Below are 16,861 nucleotides of genomic sequence, written 5' to 3'. Positions count from 1 at the left end.
AGGAGAAATGCGAGATCGCGACATGACGACGACGGGTTCCAGGCCGGACAAGGGCAAGCCGGGCGCCGGCGGATGGACCGCGGAGCGCATGGCCGGGCAGAAGGGCCGGACTTTCGTCGTGACGGGTGCGACGAGCGGCCTCGGCCTGGTGACGGCGCGCGAGCTCGCGGCGCACGGCGGCCGGGTACTGCTGGCCGTGCGCGACGCGGCACGGGGAGAGCAGGTGGCGTCCGCACTGCGCAGCGCATACCCGGGGGCCGAGGCGGAGGTGCGGCAGGTCGACCTGCTGGACCTGGACTCGATCCACCGGGCGGCGGAGGAGATCGGCCGGGAGGAGTCCGTCGACGCACTGATCAACAACGCGGGCATCTCCATGGTCGGGCACGGTGTCACCGCGCAGGGCGCCGAGCGTCATTTCGCCGCGAACCACCTCGGCCACTTCGCGCTCACGGCGCTGCTGGCACCGGTGCTGCGGCGCTCGCCGTCGCCGCGGGTGGTCACCGTGACCTCGTACCTGCACGAGAAGGGCGAACTCGATATGGACGACGTCGCCTGGACACGGACGTACACGCCCCTCGCGGCCTATTCGGCGTCGAAGCTGGCGAACGCGGTCTTCGGCGTGGAGCTGGCCCGGCGTGAGCAGGCGTCGCCGACGCCGATCACCAGCCTTGTCGCACACCCGGGTTACAGCAACACGCCGATGCAGAGCAAGGGGAGCGGCATCACGGGGCTGCTCATGCGCATGTCCGGTCGACTCTTCGCGCAGAGTCCGCAGATGGGTGCCCTGCCGCAGCTGTACGCGGCGACCGAGCCCGGTCTCGCCACCGGCACCTACATCGGGCCCGACGGCCGGGGCGGACGGTCGGGGCACCCCCACCCGGTGCCGTTGTCGGCGGCGGCTCAGGACCCGGAGCTCGGACGCCGCCTGTGGGAGCGCTCGCAGCAGCTGACCGGCATCGACTGGGACACCTCCCGCGCCGCGAACACGGCCACGGGGGCGGGCGCCTGACGCGCGGAAACGCGAAGGCCCCCTCCGGCCTTGCGTGTCCGAGGGGGCCTTCTGCCGCGGAGCCGCCCCAGCGGGGCCGCCGTGAGCTCAGATCGTCGGGATGTCGTCGACGGTCTCCTGGTGCGGTTCGAGGATGAACCTCCAGCCGGCGCTGGGCTCCATGAAGCGCACTCGGGTGGGGTAGATGTCCAGGGCGCGGCGGTCACGATTCTGGCTGCTCGTGCTCTTGCGCCCGCGCGCCGGCTCTTCGAACAGGTCGACCTTGACGTCCGGCACCGCGACGACTTCCTCGTTCCAGCGCTGGACGATTCCCGCGCCGAATGCCTCCCGCGCGGCGTTGTAGAGCGCCTCCAAGGATTCCTTGGTCCCGTCGGGCACAAAGAGGGCCAGGTTCAGCAGGACACCGGCACTCTGGAGAACCTCGATTTCCTCCCCGGCCTCGTCGGCGACCCAGATGCCGCGCTCTTCGGCATTGTCCGGAAGAACGTGCACTTCCTCACCGAAGATCGTCCTCGCGGTGAAGGATCCGCCCTCGAAGCTCTTGCCCGGCTTCACAAGGAAAGCCGGGGCGTAGCAGTCGAGCGGGAGGTCTTCCGTCGATGCCGAGACGAATATCGCGTCCTGGTGGCTCAGCTCGGCGACCTCTTCCGAGGTGAGACGCCGGGCCACAACCTTCTCGGTATTCACGCTGTTTCCCTTCTCCGTACAGCCAAGGACAGGGCGGCGGGCCGCTCTTCGCGGCTCGGCCGCGACCCACCCGGCGGCCCGGCGGTGACCTCGGGGTCAAGCGGTGCCGGCCGTGGGGTGCGTCGCTCGACGTCGCCGCCCCGGACAAGATCCCAGACCCGGACCCGGGCAGCAAATCCGCCCGGGGAAAGGCTTACTGACCCCTTCGGGAGCGGGATTACGTGCCGGTTGATGCGGCCGGCGCCAGGCCGGTGGAAAGAAGCCTGCCGCGCGGAATTCCCCTTGCGGCGCCCGGCGCCCGGCGCCTTGGACGCGGCCGAATCGCCGGAATCGCCGGACCCCGCCGGCAGCAGGTGGTATCGGCGCCGTCATCGCGCCCGAATCCGGTAGGCGAGGACACCGGAGGGAACGGCGACCGCCAGCAGCCCGCCGCCGGCGTGGGCGCTGCCGAGCACCTCGTGGTGGACCGGGATCGTCAGGACGCACCGTCCGGTGCCCGGGTCCCGCAGCCGCACCGTCCTGTCATCGGCGCTGACGGGGACACCGTCGAGGAAGAGCACCGCGGACACCTCGCCGCTGTGCCCGGTCAGCGTCCGCACGGGACGGCCGGTCGTGGGATCCCAGATGCGTGCGGTCGCGTCCCGCCCGCCGCCGGCGAGAAGCGTCCGGCCCGCCGCCTCGAAGGAGCACACGCTCCGCACCAGATCGGTGTGCCCCTCCAGCACCGCCACTTCCACGCGCGGTACGACCGAGGTCCACGCCGTCTCGAAGAGCATGGGTTCACGCTAGTTGCTCTGACCGGGAAGGTCTGCCGGGTTGGCGGATCATTCCCGCTCGGAGGCAGCGGCAAGGTGACGGCGGCAGAAGTCGGCAGCCGTGAGGTGGGGCCTGTGCAGCGCATCGCTGTAAAGCCGCATCTCACGAGCCGCTCGATCCAAGTGTCGCCAAAAAGTGAGGGGAAGGTCTAGGTCGTCGCCGAGATCGACCAGGCAGTCGAAGGCGAGTCCCAGCTCGTTGTGCTCCAGGAACTCCAGCGTCGATGAGAGATCGATGTCCGGCAGGCGCGTGAGGTGGGCTCGGGCGGCGTCGAGGTGGTCACGGGTCTGATTCCAGCCGGCCTGCAGGGCCTGACGATCGGCGGTCATGGCGCCAGTGTTGCCGGTGAGTTGGTCGAGGTCACGCGACGTGCGCTGGCCGGCCGCCCCGGTGCAGGCCCTTCTCGCTGCGGATGCGAGCACGCTCCTTCCGCCGGGCGGCGAGGACGTCGGGGTGCCGGGCGTTCTGGTTGCGCCATCGCAGGCAGGCGTGCAGGGCCCAGGCCCGGCGGTGTGGTTGCGGTGGTGGGAGTCGGCGACGGCGCACTGCCGCAGCGGACGGAAGGGGGCCTCTACGGGGTTGGCCCAGGACGCGCAGCCCGCGGCATTCCTTCAGGCTCGCCCCATGCTTGCACCTCCGCGTAGGAGAGGGTCGTGAGGTCCGCCGGCCGGCCGTCGCGGATGGCCGTCGCGGTGGTCACAGCCGCCGCCAGGGCCCTGCGGTAGAGCATCGAGCCGAGGCTGATCCTGCGCACACCCAGTGCGGCCAGGTCGGCGAGGGCGGGTCCGGTCGGCGTGTACAGAATGTTCAGCGGGACGACGAGGGTTGCCGTCAGCGCGGCGATCGCGTCCGGGTCCGACAGCCCCGGCACGAACACCCCGTCCGCACCGGCCTGTTCGTACACCGCGAGGCGCGCCGCTGTCTCCTCCTCCTGACGTCCGAGCCAATAGGTGTCGGTGCGGGCGTTCACGAACAGCTCCGGCACGGCGGCCTTGACGGCGGCGATCTTCGCGGCGTGCGACTCCACGGGGGCGAGGGTGCCGTCCGGGCGGCCGTCTTCGAGGTTGATCCCGGCGGCTCCTGCGGAGTGGAGCTTCCGGGCCAGCTCAGCCACTTCCTCCGGGTCCTCGCTGAAGCCCCCTTCGGCATCGACCGTGAACAGAAAGGAGCCGCGTCCGAGTCGGCGGGCCAGAGCCGAGGTCGCTTCGGCGGTCGCCGCCGCCCCGTCCGTCAGACCGGCGGCTGCCGCCACGCCCAGGCTCGTGGTGCCGATCGCCGCGAAGCCCTGCGCCGCCAGAGCGGCCGCAGAGGCGTGGTCCCAGGCGTTGGGAAGCAGCAGCGGGGTGGCCTGGTGATGCAGGCGGGCGAAGTCGGTCAGCGGGCGTCGGCGCAGGCCGTCGGCCAGAGCAAGTGCGTGGGCCCGGCCGGGACAGACCCGCGGTGGTGCGCCGAAGGTGAGCGGCACGGGGTGCACGCGATGGGCGGCCGCGAGATCCAGGAGAACCGCATCGCCCTCGGCGATCTCTCGACCGGCGACCCGGGTGGAACGCGTGGCGACCCGGCGCATCGCCGATACGGGCGGAGCCTCCCGGAGCACTCGGGCCAGCGGTACGTCGCTGTCGGCCGCGGTCTCCACCAGGGCAGCCGTCGCCGCGCAGGCCTGCACCAGCAGCCCGATGCGGTTGGCAGCGGCCTCCATGCCGTCCTCATCCGCGTTCCGTGGCGCCAGCCGCGCCATGAGATGGGCCACCGCCTCGTCAGCGGCTGCGTCCGTACCCCCGAAGTAGGCCCCGGCAATGACGGTCACCGCCTCCGCGACCATCCCGGGCTCCGGCATTCCCAGGGCCTCGGCGAGAATACGCACCACCCGCACGCGTACCTCCCCTTCCGGCCCCGCCGCCACCGCCCGCCGTAGTGAGGCGGGCTCCAGCCGGGACAGTTCGGCCTCCACCAGAGCGCGCCGCCGCCGGTGCTGCTCACCGGAGCTGAATCGGGCCACGGTGGCACGCAGCCACGCGACACTCGCCCCGACGGGACCGTCGTCGGCAGCAGGCAGCTCCGGGACCAGTGCGGGGTCGGCGAGCGCCGCTCGCACGTCCTCATAGCGGTCGAACTCATGGATCGTCGTCGACGTCATGGCCCTGACGCTAGGGCCGGGACAGTTCGCCGCTCCCCGAACCGTCCCTGCGGCATCATGACCTTGTGCCCCCACTCGCCGAGACCGCCGCCCTGTTCGCCGACCGCACCCGGGCCGCCTTCTGCCAGGCGCTGCTCGACGGACGCGCCTGGACCGCAGGCGAGCTTGCCCGGCACGCAGGGGTGCGGGCCTCCACCGCCAGCGAGCAGCTCTCCCGCCTCATTGCCGGCGGAGTGCTGACCGAGGAACGCCAGGGCCGGCACCGCTATGTCCGGCTGGCCGACCCGGAGACAGCCGCCCTCGTCGAAGCCCTCGCCTCGTACGCATCGGACACCCCGAGCCCGCAGAATCTGCGGGAATCGGTGCGGTTCAGTGCCGAAGCACGGGCCCGCACCTGCTACGACCACCTGGCGGGGCAGCTGGGCGTTGCCCTGGCGGACGCGATGATCGCCCGAGACCTGGTCGCCGCCGACTCCGGGCTCGCCGTCACCCCGGCGGGCCGGGCATGGCTGAGCGAGCATCTCGGCTTCGAGCAACCTCCAGGTGCCCGGCGGCCTCTGGTGCGAAGCTGCCTGGACTGGACCGAGCGTCGGCCCCACCTCGCCGGAGCGCTGGGCGCGGCACTGTGCAGCACGGCGTTGGAACGGACATGGGTGCGGCGCATCGGCTCCGGGCGGGCGGTGAAGGTGACGCCCGAAGGGACCGAGGCGTTCCGGGAGTTGCTGGGAGCGGCGGTCTGACCACTCGACCTGCGCTCCGGGAGTGGTTCGCCCACGGGAGAGGGCCGGCCCTTCGGGGGCCGGCCCTCCTGCCTCAACGGGGTTCGCGTCCGGGGCGCGCCGGCGGCCCGTTTCCGGTGCCGCCGGCGCGGTTCCCGACGCTTCCCGCGGCTACTTGCGCTTCAGCGTGAAGTTGCCGGTGACCGTCTCCCCCTTCTTCAGCTTGATCGTCGTGACGGTCGGCTGGTAGCCGTCCTTGGCGACGATGACGGTGAGCGGGTTGTTGCGGACGTCGAGCCACAGCCCGTACGTGCCGTCCGCGGCCGTGGTGAGGGTGTAGGACGAGGCCCAGCTGTCGATCTGGACGGTCGCCCCGGCCAGCGGCGCGGTGCCGCCGGTGGCCGTGTTGCCCAGGACGAGACCGGCGATCTTCCCCCAGGTCTTGGGCGGTGCGACATGCAGGGCGACCGGGATGCGCGGCACGGAGTACGGCGTGTCGGTGCCCACGCTCAGACCGGCGGTCAGGTCGCCGGGCTGGGTGATCGAGGCGGCCGTGGCGTCGAGCGAGACGGTGACGACCGCGCTCGCGCCGGGCTGCAGGGTGAGCTGCTGGACGCTCTCCGCGAGCCAGTCGACGTCGCTCGCGCCGCCCTGGTCGTAGCCGGGCAGCACCTCGACCTTGCTGATCGGCGAGCCGGGGGCGTTGCCGCCGCCGGCCTTGTAGAAGCCGGGCGCGCCGCCGCCGCGGTAGGTGGCGACGTTGGCGTTGGGCAGGGTGCCCCAGGTGCCGGACTTCGGGTCGAAGGCCTGGCTGCGGTTGGTGAGGGCGTTGTTGCCGACACCGCCGACCAGGATCAGACGGCCGTTGGCGGCGGCGTACGAGGAACCCCACTGGGCGGCCGGCACGTCGGCGAGCTGCGTCCAGCTGTTGGCGCCCGGGTCGTAGGAGTAGGTGTGGACGACGTCGTTCTCGTTGCCGCCCAGACCACCGGCGCAGTAGATCTGGCCGTCGATGGCGCCGCACGCCTCCCACGAGATGGCCTCGGGGTAGGCGGCGATCTGGGACCAGCTGTCGGTGCTCGCGTCGTAGACGCTGGCGTCCGTGGTGCCGCAGAAGTCGGCGCCGCAGCCACCGATCATGTACAGCTTGCCGTCGAGGACGGCCGTGCCGGAGCCGGCGTACGGCTTGGGCGCGGACGCACCGGTGGTCCAGCTGTTCGACTGCGGGTTGTAGATCTCCAGCTTCGCGTCAGGGGCGCCGCTCGGGCCCCAGCCGCCGACGGCGTAGAGCTTGCCGTCGATGAAGCCGTGCGCGGGGTCCTCACGGGTGTCGGACGCGCTCGCCAGCTTCGTCCAGCTGCCGGCGACCGGGTCGAGGACGTACAGGTCCTTGACGTCGGTCGAGCCGTTGTACCCGAAGGCCGAGTAGAGCTTGCCGTCGAGGGTGTCGACGGCGTTGTCCATGAGGGCGGTCGGGAGGTCCGGGGCCGTCTGCCAAGCGTCGTCGGCCGGGGTCGCGGCGGACGGCGCGGCCTTGGCGGACGACGCGTGGGCCTTGCTGGACAGTGCGGTGTAGTCACCCTTGACGGTGCGCAGGGCGGCGCCCTTGTCCTGCTGGGTGAAGCCGCCGGACTGCTCGCCGAGCTTGACCGTGGCGGCCGCGCCACCGGTGTTCTTGACGGTCAGCTTCTGCGACGCGGAGCCGCCCCAGGCGACGGACGCCGAGACGGAGGCGGGAGTGATCGTGACCTTGCCGGCCTTGAGCTTGAAGTTCGCCTGGACGGCGCTGTCGGCCCCGGTCTTGGCGTTCTTGGTCAGCGAGGTGTACTTGGCCTTGGCCGCGGTGAAGGGGTGGCTGCCGAAGGCGGTGGAGACGAACGAGTAGAAGCCGTCGGGCAGGTTCGGGTCGTCGGGCGTGGCGACCGTGATGGCCTTCTCGGACGGCTTGTCCTGGCTGGTGACGGTGGCTCCGACGATGCCGTCACCGCTGTTGGCGTCGGTCACGTTGCCCACGACCAGGCCGGCGGGGACGGGAGTGAGCTGACGGTTGCCGACGAAAACGTTGTCGACGGACCACCACCATCCGAAGCTGCTGGTGAAGTGGAAGCGCAGCTGCACCGCCGGCTTGCCGGCGAAGTCGGACAGCGAGGCCTCGATCCGGTCACCGGTGACGTCCGGACCGGCGGACCAGATCTTGGTCCAGGTGCTGCCGCCGTCGGCCGTCGCCTCGACGGTCGCCGACTGGTTGTTGTACGACTTGTACTCGGTGCTGAAGGCCACCTCGGGGTCGTTCTTCCCGGTGAAGTCGTAGACCGGGCTGAGCAGCGAGGAGTCCTGCGTGGCCCCGCCGCCGAAGTGGTCGCTGTCGGCGACGGCGAATCCGCCGTCACCGCCGGTGCGGTTGCCGCGGCTGCCCGGGTCGTCGAACTCCCAGCCGCCCGTGGTGCCCTCGGCGTTCTCCACCTTCCAGCCGGCGGGCGGGGCGTCGGTGGCGTCGAACGGCTCGTTGGTGCCGGTCACGTCGATCCGGTAGCCGGGCGGAGTGCCCGTCCAGGAGTCGACCGGGACCGAGATGCCCACCGTCTGCGCGGAGCCGCCGACGGTGATCGTCTTGCTGACGGCCTGGTATCCGGCGGTGGCCGAGGCGACGTGCAGCGTGTAGGAGTGCCCCTGGGGCAGTTCCAGGCTGTACGAACCGGTGGCCGGGTCGGTCCAGACCGCGCCGGGGACGCCGTCCGCGGTGATCTTGGCGTACAGCGGCCAGCCGTGGCCGGAGCCGTCGGTGACCTTGCCGGCGATCGTCTGGCTGGGCACCGCGGCGAGGGTGAAGTTCTTGGTCACCGTGGCGTCGTCGTCGACCGCGACGTCGTCGGCCGAGCCGTCGGAGTAGCCGAACGCCTCGACGGAGATGTCGTAGGTGCCGGTGGCGACGGTCAGGGAGTACGCGCCCGTGGCGTCGGTGTGGGCGACGCTGTCGCCCGCGGTGACGGTCGCGCCGGCGATCGCCTTGCCGGTGGCGCTGTCGGTCACGCTGCCGGTGATGACGCCGTGCGGGCCGCTGCGGAACGCCGACAGACCGGCCGGGGTGCCGAGACCGGTCGGGCCGTCGTAGCCGGTGCCGCCGGTGCAGAGGTACGCCGGGGAGCAGTTGCCGTTGCTGCCGGTGGTGATGTCGTTGATCCCGGTGCCCGCGGCGTACGGGTAGGCGTTCGGGTACGAGCCGGCGACGGGGGTGCCGGCGGCCGCGTACACCGAGGCGATGATGGGCGACGAGACGCTGGTGCCGCCGTAGACCGCCCAGCCGTTGTGGCCGTAGGTCTGGTAGACCGCCACGTCCTCCGCGACGGCGGAGACGTCGGCCAGCGCCCGGTTGTCACAGCCGGTGTCGTGCTGGAAGGCGGGCTTGGGCTCGTACAGCGAGCAGCCCGAACCGGCGAGGTTCCAGGCGGCCTCGGTCCAGCCGCGGGTCGTGGACGGCGCGCGGGTCAGCGTGGTGCCGCCGACCGCGGTGACGTACTGCGAGGCGGCCGGGTAGCTCACGCCGTAGCCGTAGTCACCGGTGGACGCGGTGATCGCCACGCCGGGGTGGTTGTAGTGCGCGTCCAGGTCCGTGGTCTCGGACGGGTCCTCGCCGTTCCCGCCGCGGTAGTCGGTGCCGTAGGAGTTCGAGACGTACTTCGCGCCGAGGGCGACCGCCTGGTCGACGGCGGCGGACAGGCTCTCGAAGCTGTTGTCGTCGGCCTCGACCAGCAGGATGTGCGCGTTGGGCGCGATCGCGGAGACCATGTCGAGGTCGAGCGAGATCTCACCGGCCCAGCCGGGGTCCGGCGTGGGGTAGTTGGTCCCGCCGCGCTGGTCCACCTTGCGGAAGCAGCCGTTGTCGGTGGTGCAGGCCGGCAGTCCGTACTGCGCACGGTAGACGGCGAGGTCCGCCTCGGCGGTCGGGTCGTCGAAGGCGTCCACGATGGCGACGGTCTGCCCGCCGCCGCCGTCGGTGGGCAGGTCGTAGGCGCTCTGCAGGTCGGTGGCGCCGTAGCCGGCCGGCGTCTCTGCCGCCGGCATCAGGCCCTTGGACGCCTTCACATCGGTGCGGCGCAGGGCGAAGCAGCTGAACTGGCCGGGCTTGGGTGTGTCACAGGTCGGTTCGAAGGACGCGCGGCCGGCGGCGGCCGGGGTGGCGGAGTGTGTGTCCGCGACAGCCGTGGCTAACGCCGGTGCCTGCACTCCGAGCACCGCCATGGCGGCGGCGCCGAGGACGGCCAGGCCCCTGGTCACCGTCCGGCGGACAGGGTTTCTGGTTCTCGCTGGTCTGCGCAACGTAACTCCCATGCGTGCTTGCTGGGATCGAGCCGTGTACGGCTCGCGGGCGGCGGTGGACGCCGTGGCGTTCACCCGGGCCCATTAGCGAGATCAGTCCTGAGCATGTCAATGGGGAGGCTGGGCAGCGTTGGTGACGGTGCGTGAGGGAGTCGTTGCTGGGACGGATCACGTGAGCTGGGATTTCTGAAGGTTCAGGGCGGAATGCGTGTCTTCATGTGTTCGTTACGTGAACACCAGATTTCCGTGGCCTATGAATGTTCACGGAAAGTATTGTGGGCGTGAATACGACACACGACGGGAAGTCGCCAGGGTCGGCAACGCCGCCGGAGTTGTTTCCGGCGTGATGTGCGCTTGTGCGCAAGTTGCCTGTGCTGGGGCCTGGTTCGGCCCGGGGCGGCCTCGGCACCCGGCCGTGAGGCCGCAGGTGCGCCCGGGCCGCGGCGAGCGGGTGCCGGACGCCTGCCGGCGCTTCAGCCCGGTCGAACGAACCCCTGCGCGAGCAGGTCCTGGTAGGGCACGGACTGGAATTGCAAGGGCGGGGCCATGTCGCCGAACGACTCGGTGAACGCCTGGGGTGACCGTGCCAGTTCCCGCAGGACCTGGGCCGCCGTCTCGTCGCCGGCAAGCCCGGGCGCCAGGGCGGCGCAGCCTTGCACGCCCGCATGCGGGTGCCCGAGCCAGCCCCATGTGTCGCCGCCGAGTTGGCCGATGGCGATCAGAACGGTAGCCACGTCGTAGGGGGAATCGGCGTCCCGGGCCATCGAAGCCAACTGCTCCACGAGCGCCGGCCGCACCGCCGATGCCGAGGGATGCCGGGCCAGTGCACCGACGGCAGCGGCTGCGCACGTCCTGCGCCTGGTACGTCCCGAAGCCAGGTGCGGCAGCACTCGTGCCAGGATCTCGGGAACCACGTCGAAGCAGGCGACCGCCGCCTGGTCGAGAACGAGCTCGCCCAGGCCTGCGCCGTCCTCCCACATCCGGGCCCGGCCGTCGGCATCGGCCGACAGGTGGACGGCCGTCCAGTCCCGCAGATCGGACGCACGGCCCGCCACCCGGGCCCGGATCTCCGCGGCCTTGTCGCCGAGATCGGCGGCGACGCCGACCTTGTACAGGTAGGCGAGCACGGCATCCGGCATCGAGGGATCGTCCGGCCACAGCGACGCATCGTCCAGGAACCGGCTGACCAGCAACGCGGTTGGGGCCGTCGCGGGCCAAACCCTGCCGTCGCGACGAATCGTCGTCGACCAGAGGTGTGTGTACCCGTCGACGAACGCTTTTGGGTCATCGCCGAGGAGCGCTTCCAGATGCCGTGGCGTGTCGGACGCGGGCCCCAGGGCGTGGAACAGCCGGGCCCAGTCCGCGGTGTCCATGCGTACGGTCACAGCGGCGATCGTGCCAGACCGCCCAATCGTGGCCGGCGGTGGGACGGCCCTCAGCCCCCGAGCGTCTTGTGCAGGGCTTCCAGGCCGTCTCGGTAGATGCCGGTGAAGAGGTCGACGACCTCGTCGTCCGTGGCACCGGCCTTGGGGACGAAGCGGCCGGACCACTGGACCTCGGCCGCGTTCTCGTTGCCGCTGATCTCGTAGACCCGCAGGGTGGACAGGTAGTCGACGACGGGGAACGGTGCCTGCACGATGTGGTAGCTGTAGTAGCGGTGTTCCTCGTCGAACGCCATCAGGCGCTCCACGATGGTTTCGCCGTCGGGGTTCTTCAGATGCCGTACGCGGCCGCCTTCCGAGAAGGTGCTTTCGGGGATGTAGGGCAGCCAGTCGGACAGTGATCCGAAGCCGCCGACGACTTCCCACACGCGTGCGGGAGTGGCCGGGACGACTCTGCTGACGGATGTCGATGCCATCGCTCCTCCAGAATCGTGGGGCGGGGGTCGCTCACGCTCCGCCGGGCAGGGGGGCCGCGGGGCTGACCAGGCCGGAAGCGCGCAGGTCGGTCCAGAAGTCGGCCGGTACCTTCTCGTTGAGTGCGGCGTGGTCCTCGATGGTGTGGGCGGGCCGGGTCGCGCCGGGGATGGCGGCTCTGGCGACGGGGTGTGCGAGGGAGAAGTGCAGGGCGGCGGCCTTGATGCCGATGCAGTGCCTGTCGGTGAGTTCTTTGAGCCGCGCGACCTTGGCCACGATGTCGGGTGGGGCGGTGACGTATTCGAAGTGGGTGCCACCGGCGAGGATGCCGGAGCTGTAGGGGCCTCCGACGACCATCCCGACACCTTGTTCCTCGGCCATGGGCAGCAGCCGCTGCAGGGCGTGTGCGTGGTCGAGGAGCGAGTAGCGGCCGGCGAGCAGGAACCCGTCGGGCTGGGGTTCTTCGAGGGCCAGGGTGATCTCGATGGGTTCGGTGCGGTTGACGCCGAGTCCCCAGGCCTTGATGACGCCTTCGTCGCGCAACTTCGTGAGGACGCGGAAGGCGCCCGTGCGGGCTTCCTCGATTTTCTGCAGCCACATGTCGCCGTGGAAGTCCTGGGCGATGTCGTGCACCCACACGATGTCCAGGCGGTCGGTCTGCAGGCGCTTCAGGCTGTCGTCGATGGAGCGTTTCGTGGCGTCCGCGGTCCATACGTGAAGCATTTTGTTCGGGCGTCCGTGGGCGAAGAGGTTGCCCTTCTCACCGAGATCACGTGCGCTGGGATCCTCCTTCTCGTCCAGGATGACGCGGCCGACCTTGGTGCTGAGCACGTAGTCGTCGCGCGGGCGACCGGACAAGGCCTTGCCCAGACGTATTTCCGACAGTCCGGAGCCGTAGAACGGTGCGGTGTCGAAGTATCGGGTGCCCTGGTCCCAGGCCGCGTCGACGGTGGCGGCGGCCTCGTCCTCGGGAACCGAGCGGAACATGTTTCCCAGCGGCGCGCATCCGAATCCCAGGTGCGCCGGGAGGATCTGTTCGAGTTTCACAACGTGTCCCTTCCGATGGCGCGGACTTCGACCGCGCAGGTCAGGGGGAGAACTCAGGGGAAAATGGTGGGCACCAGACCGCCGTCCACGCTCAAGGCCGCACCGGTGGTGGCCGACGCCTCGTCAGACGCCACGTAGGTCACGAGACTGGCTATCTCCTCAGGGCGTATCAGACGCTTGAGCAGGGACGTCGACGCCCGGCCACCGGCCACGTACCGGCGCTCGCGGTCCTCGTCGGACAGATCCGGATACAGCTGCGACAGCATCGATTCCACACCCCTGGTCAGGGTCGGCCCCGGAAGCACGCAGTTCACCGTGACACCGGTCCCGGCAACCTCTTGAGCGGTGCCCCGCGACAACGCCAATTGCGCGGACTTCGTCACGCCGTAGTGCACCATCTCCGTCGGGGTCTGCACCCCCGCCTCGCTGCTGACGAAAATGACACGACCCCAGCCCCGGGCCACCATGCGTGGCGCATAGTGCCGCGTCAGCCGTATCCCGGAGAGCACGTTGACCTCGAACAGCCTCAACCAGTCGTCGTCCTCGATCTCGAATACGGGCGTGGTGCCGAAGACGCCGGCGCTGTTCACGAGAATGTCGACGTCCGGCAGCTGATCCACCAGATCCGCGACCCCCTGTGCGGTGCCGACATCCCCGGTGACGCCACGGGCGCCCAGATCCTTCGCCACCTCGTCCACCCGGTCGGCCTTGCGCCCGTTGACCACCACATCAGCTCCGACATCGCCGAGCTTCCGGGCGATGGCCTCACCGATTCCCGAGGTCGATCCCGTGACCAAGGCGCTGCGGCCATGCAAGTCGATCATCTTCGGCCTTCCCTGCCCACCCCGCGCCGGCTGTCCGCCGGGGTGCGGGGTGCTGTGAGAGGTGACATCGGACCTGGTCAGCGGCCCACATGTGCCCCTCTTCGATCGTAGGTACGCATGCCTCGGACCCGCATCTCGGCAGCGGAATTCGCGGGGAGCGTGAGGCTGTCTGCGCAGGAGAAAACCGGGTCGCCTCGGCGCACCATCCGGGTAGGGTCGGGCAATGCCCGAGTTGCAGCGGCTGCACGCCCGCCATGCCCCGGCGGTGCTCGCCTTCGAGCTGGCGAACCGCGCCTACTTCGCCGCCTCGGTCCCCGACCGCGGCGACGACTTCTTCGACCGGTTCACCGACCGGTTCAACGCTTTGCTGGCCGAGCAGGAGGCCGGCGTCTGCGCCTTCCACGTGCTCGCCGCCGAGGACGGCTCGGTGCTCGGCAGGTTCAACCTGGTCGACATCGAAGACCACCGTGCGGAACTCGGCTACCGGGTCGCGCAGCGCGCGACCGGCGGGGGCGTGGCGACCGCAACCGTCCGGGAGCTGTGCCGACTGGCGGCGGACCAGTACGGGTTGCGCACCCTGCGAGCGGCCACCGTCCTCCGGAATGCCGCGTCCCAAAGGGTGCTGACCAAAGCCGGGTTCGTCCCCGTCGGTCCTGTCGACCCGGCCCACCTCGGCGGTAATCCGGGCACCTGGTACCAGCGCGACCTGGTGCACCCCGCGATCGCGCAGGCGAACCGGCTGCGGGAAGGCCGTGACCAGCGCTGACCACCGGCCGAATCGGCCGCTGGGCCGCCGGTGGGGTCACAGCGGACCCGTCCGCGCCCTCAGCAGGGCCGGTGACCCGGCTCCGCCCTGGTTGAGCCGGCCGTAGGCTCTGTGGGCAGGATGTCTTCGTGCCCACCATGGTTGTTGAGATCCATGTCCCGTTGCTGCCGACGCCCGACCTGCCGGACGGCTCCTATCCGTTTCCTTGGATCGAGGAGGTCGAGGACTTCTTGTCAGTTCTCGAAGACCAAGGTCACATGGAAGTCTTCGACGAGGGAGAGGAGGACGGGGATGTCTACGTCTTCTTCGTCGCCGGAGCCGGTGAGGGGGATCTCCTGACGGTGGCCTCCCGCGTCGCCGCGTTGCCCGGGGTCCCTGCGGGGACCGTCGCGGTCGTCAGTGACGACAAGGCCGAGGAGCTCGGGCAGGGGCGACGGGTGGCGCTTCCACTGCCTGCGCGCTGAGCACCGGTGCGGAGCCCCCGCTCCCTGCCCAGGACGGCGCTGCTGGTCGCCCGCACCGGTATCGCCGGCGGGCTCGGTGGATTGCCGCCTCGCCGCCGGAACGGGCCCGTCAGGGCTTTTCGGGCTTGCGGGCCAGGAGGCAGGCGTGCGGTCTGCTCACCCGGCCGCCGGGCTCCTGCTCCAGCTTCGCGGTGACGACGAGTCCGGCCTGTTCCAGCAGGCCGATCATGCGGTTCAGGGGCAGCAGGTGCGACTCGAAGGACACGGGATGGCCGTAACCGTGCGTCCGCTGCAGCAGTTCATCGCCGGTGTAGTCCCCCCAGAGCAGGTGTCCGCCGGGCGCGAGCGTGCGGTGGAACTCGGCGAACACCGCCGGCAGCCACCGCGGGGGCGTGTGGTGGGTGGAGTACCAGGCCAGGATGCCGCCGAGCTCGTCGTCTTCGCTCTCCAGCGCGGTCATCGAGCCCTCGGTGAACCGCAGCTCCGGATAGGCGTGGCGGGCCAGCTCGATCATCTTCGGTGACAGATCGACGCCGAAGGCGGACACTCCCAGCGCGGCCAGGTGCGCCGTCACACGGCCGGGCCCGCATCCCAGGTCCGCGACCGGCCTCGGACCGTCCGTCCGTACGAGTTCGGCGAATGCCGCCAGCATCGCGCGCGACAGCGGGTCCATCGCGCCTGGAGGCGGCACGCGTTCGACGTAGGCGGCGGCGACGGTGTCGTACGACGCGCGGACGGCGGTCAGATAGGAGGGCTCAGCCATGCGGCCGACCCTAGACCTCCGCGAGACCCGGAGAGTTCGCCGGGCATACCCGAGTCGCGGGTCAAGGCGAGTGGCCTGCACGCGCTTTCGTTCGGCGTGCAGGCCACTCAGCCAGGGTCACCCCCAGGACGGGTCCCAGTTGGAGACGGGGGTGTTCCTGATGATGCGCCGGATAGCAGCGATCATGGTTGTTCACCTCCTCTCAAGCGTGTGAGCGGGAGTCTTGGTGGTTCGGTGGAGGGCGAAGGGGCGGCAGATCGCGGCGTTGGTCACGAAGGGGGACATGTTGCCGCCTGTGACAGTGAGATGTGCGTCGCTCATGAGGGCGGTCACGGTGTCGACGATCATGGTGTGCGCGACCGCCGCTCCGGCGCAGATGAACGGGCCGGCGCTGTAGGGCAGGTAGGGGCCGTGTTCACCCGTTTCGCCCCAGCGCTGCGGCCGGAACATGTCCGGCTGGGCCCAGCGGCTTGTGTCATGGTGCAAGAGGTAGGGGCTGACAGACAGGACCGCGCCGGCCTGGAAGGAGATCCCGCCGAATTCGATGGGGTGGGGGACCGGGCGGCCGACCATCCAGACCACCGGACGGTGGCGTGCGGCCTCGCGGACGATCCAGTCGGCGGACCATGGCCATGGGGAACCCGGAGTGTTGTGGAGGCAGGCCAGCAGCAGTGACCACGCCACCGAGTGGCCGACGGTCTCGACGATTGCCGAGTACATCTGCAAGTACAGCTCAGCCAGGGCACGGCTGGTGACTTCGGTGGGGCACGCGCCGATCGCGGTGTCCAGCATGTCGCGCGGCTCGTCGGCGCGGATGCCTTCTTCCCGGCGAAGTGTCACGTGCTCGGTCAGAGCTCGCTTCAGCTTCGGGCGCAGCATCTCCACTCGTGCCCGCTGCGTCAGGCGGGGGGCGCGCAGCAATATGCCGACGCGTACGGCGTGCTCCATCAACCGGTGCAACGGTGGTGAGACATGGGGGTGCAGGAGCATGTCCGCAGTGCACTGGTGCGCCAACCTGGTTCCGGCTGCCGGCCAATGACTGGTCTCGGGCAGTCCCGCCACGGCCCTGGCCACGTTGTCCCGGTATTCGGGCAAACGCGTCCGCATCAGTTTTCGTACGGCGCGGCCGAACTCGGTCTGGGCTGACCTCGAGGGCAGCAGGTCCCCGAAGAAGGTGGACCTCTCCGCGTTGAAGACCGGGTCGCGGAGCACCATGAGCGCCAGGTCCGAATCGCCCACACACCAGGTGCCCCACGGCAGACGGAATACTCCCGACGGACTGCGGTGAGAGAAGTCCTCGATGAACCCCAACGGATCGCGTCGGAACCTGAGCATCTCGATCGTGCTCATCCAGGGCCCCCTCTCGCCCCACTGGCCAGGCGCTGTCCAGCACGTCGGACAGATCTTGCGAGCGGTGACTATCGCAACGCATTGTGTATCCACGGTGTTGGCGCCC

The 16,861-nt window shown here is 70.3% G+C and carries 15 protein-coding genes and 1 pseudogene; 4 read left to right on the top strand and 12 right to left on the bottom strand.

Translation table 11 applies throughout. The features are described from left to right. Positions 1–7: 7 nt before the first annotated feature. On the top strand, positions 8–1,009 hold the full coding sequence (locus ACIP64_RS03870) for an oxidoreductase (RefSeq protein WP_401581431.1): 1,002 nt from the start codon (positions 8–10) through the stop codon (positions 1,007–1,009). A gap of 87 nt (positions 1,010–1,096) precedes the next feature. Here ACIP64_RS03870 and ACIP64_RS03865 read toward each other — a convergent pair whose 3' ends face one another. From ACIP64_RS03865 to ACIP64_RS03845, 5 genes and pseudogenes are all read right to left on the bottom strand, one after another. Continuing rightward, positions 1,097–1,696 (bottom strand): hypothetical protein, encoded by a 600-nt coding sequence (locus ACIP64_RS03865; protein WP_401581428.1) that lies wholly within the window; start codon positions 1,694–1,696, stop codon positions 1,097–1,099. Between the two features lie 368 nt (positions 1,697–2,064). Further along, entirely contained in the window at positions 2,065–2,472 is a 408-nt protein-coding gene (locus tag ACIP64_RS03860; RefSeq protein WP_401581426.1) for a hypothetical protein, read from the bottom strand. Between the two features lie 48 nt (positions 2,473–2,520). Then, positions 2,521–2,841 (bottom strand): MafI family immunity protein, encoded by a 321-nt coding sequence (locus ACIP64_RS03855; RefSeq protein WP_401581423.1) that lies wholly within the window; start codon positions 2,839–2,841, stop codon positions 2,521–2,523. Positions 2,842–2,872: 31 nt separating this feature from the next. Next, a pseudogene (locus ACIP64_RS03850) lies at positions 2,873–3,105 on the bottom strand (IS630 family transposase); the annotation flags it as partial. After that, positions 3,084–4,649, bottom strand: a complete 1,566-nt coding sequence (locus ACIP64_RS03845) for an isocitrate lyase/phosphoenolpyruvate mutase family protein (protein WP_401581421.1) — start codon at positions 4,647–4,649, stop codon at positions 3,084–3,086. The gene ACIP64_RS03845 and the pseudogene ACIP64_RS03850, both read right to left, overlap by 22 nt. Before the next feature lie 65 nt (positions 4,650–4,714). Between ACIP64_RS03845 and ACIP64_RS03840 the strand changes: the two genes are divergently transcribed. Next, positions 4,715–5,389 carry an ArsR/SmtB family transcription factor gene (locus ACIP64_RS03840; RefSeq protein ID WP_401581418.1) on the top strand — a complete coding sequence of 225 codons (675 nt, stop codon included), beginning with the start codon at positions 4,715–4,717 and terminating at the stop codon, positions 5,387–5,389. A gap of 150 nt (positions 5,390–5,539) precedes the next feature. Here the strand turns inward: ACIP64_RS03840 and ACIP64_RS03835 are convergent, their stop codons facing one another. From ACIP64_RS03835 to ACIP64_RS03815, 5 genes are all read right to left on the bottom strand, one after another. Then, a complete protein-coding gene (locus tag ACIP64_RS03835) occupies positions 5,540–9,643 on the bottom strand; it encodes a carboxypeptidase regulatory-like domain-containing protein (protein ID WP_401581415.1) in 4,104 nt (1,367 codons plus the stop codon). 515 nt (positions 9,644–10,158) lie between these two features. Continuing rightward, a complete protein-coding gene (locus ACIP64_RS03830; protein ID WP_401581413.1) occupies positions 10,159–11,070 on the bottom strand; it encodes a hypothetical protein in 912 nt (303 codons plus the stop codon). Between the two features lie 50 nt (positions 11,071–11,120). Continuing rightward, a complete protein-coding gene (locus ACIP64_RS03825) occupies positions 11,121–11,543 on the bottom strand; it encodes an SRPBCC family protein (RefSeq protein WP_401581411.1) in 423 nt (140 codons plus the stop codon). Positions 11,544–11,574: 31 nt separating this feature from the next. After that, positions 11,575–12,588, bottom strand: coding sequence for an aldo/keto reductase (locus ACIP64_RS03820; RefSeq protein WP_401581409.1), 1,014 nt, complete (start codon positions 12,586–12,588; stop codon positions 11,575–11,577). Between the two features lie 53 nt (positions 12,589–12,641). Beyond that, positions 12,642–13,412 carry an SDR family NAD(P)-dependent oxidoreductase gene (locus ACIP64_RS03815; protein ID WP_401581406.1) on the bottom strand — a complete coding sequence of 257 codons (771 nt, stop codon included), beginning with the start codon at positions 13,410–13,412 and terminating at the stop codon, positions 12,642–12,644. Between the two features lie 223 nt (positions 13,413–13,635). Between ACIP64_RS03815 and ACIP64_RS03810 the strand changes: the two genes are divergently transcribed. Beyond that, positions 13,636–14,178 (top strand): GNAT family N-acetyltransferase, encoded by a 543-nt coding sequence (locus ACIP64_RS03810; RefSeq protein WP_401581403.1) that lies wholly within the window; start codon positions 13,636–13,638, stop codon positions 14,176–14,178. Between the two features lie 137 nt (positions 14,179–14,315). Beyond that, entirely contained in the window at positions 14,316–14,642 is a 327-nt protein-coding gene (locus ACIP64_RS03805) for a hypothetical protein (RefSeq protein WP_401582378.1), read from the top strand. 109 nt (positions 14,643–14,751) lie between these two features. On the opposite strand, the gene ACIP64_RS03800 is transcribed toward ACIP64_RS03805, so the two are convergent. Then, complete coding sequence (locus ACIP64_RS03800; protein WP_401581401.1) at positions 14,752–15,405, bottom strand: class I SAM-dependent methyltransferase; 654 nt, start codon at positions 15,403–15,405, stop codon at positions 14,752–14,754. A 192-nt stretch (positions 15,406–15,597) separates the two neighbouring features. Next, the gene (locus tag ACIP64_RS03795; RefSeq protein WP_401581399.1) at positions 15,598–16,755 is read right to left on the bottom strand and encodes a cytochrome P450; all 1,158 of its coding nucleotides are present in this window, start codon (positions 16,753–16,755) and stop codon (positions 15,598–15,600) included. Positions 16,756–16,861 lie beyond the last annotated feature (106 nt).

The organism is Streptomyces sp. NPDC088733 (assembly GCF_044751185.1).
Lineage (GTDB): Bacteria > Actinomycetota > Actinomycetes > Streptomycetales > Streptomycetaceae > Actinacidiphila.
This window is presented reverse-complemented; position numbering and strand designations above follow the sequence as displayed.

Excerpts from the sequence above, each read along its gene's own strand:
- ACIP64_RS03870 (WP_401581431.1), top strand. The coding sequence starts at position 8 with ATGCGAGATCGCGACATGACGACGACGGGTTCCAGGCCGGACAAGGGC.
- ACIP64_RS03825 (WP_401581411.1), bottom strand. The coding sequence starts at position 11,543 with ATGGCATCGACATCCGTCAGCAGAGTCGTCCCGGCCACTCCCGCACGC.
- ACIP64_RS03800 (WP_401581401.1), bottom strand. The coding sequence starts at position 15,405 with ATGGCTGAGCCCTCCTATCTGACCGCCGTCCGCGCGTCGTACGACACC.
- ACIP64_RS03855 (WP_401581423.1), bottom strand. The coding sequence starts at position 2,841 with ATGACCGCCGATCGTCAGGCCCTGCAGGCCGGCTGGAATCAGACCCGT.
- ACIP64_RS03805 (WP_401582378.1), top strand. The coding sequence starts at position 14,316 with ATGGTTGTTGAGATCCATGTCCCGTTGCTGCCGACGCCCGACCTGCCG.
- ACIP64_RS03795 (WP_401581399.1), bottom strand. The coding sequence starts at position 16,755 with ATGAGCACGATCGAGATGCTCAGGTTCCGACGCGATCCGTTGGGGTTC.
- ACIP64_RS03810 (WP_401581403.1), top strand. The coding sequence starts at position 13,636 with ATGCCCGAGTTGCAGCGGCTGCACGCCCGCCATGCCCCGGCGGTGCTC.
- ACIP64_RS03845 (WP_401581421.1), bottom strand. The coding sequence starts at position 4,649 with ATGACGTCGACGACGATCCATGAGTTCGACCGCTATGAGGACGTGCGA.
- ACIP64_RS03815 (WP_401581406.1), bottom strand. The coding sequence starts at position 13,412 with ATGATCGACTTGCATGGCCGCAGCGCCTTGGTCACGGGATCGACCTCG.
- ACIP64_RS03860 (WP_401581426.1), bottom strand. The coding sequence starts at position 2,472 with ATGCTCTTCGAGACGGCGTGGACCTCGGTCGTACCGCGCGTGGAAGTG.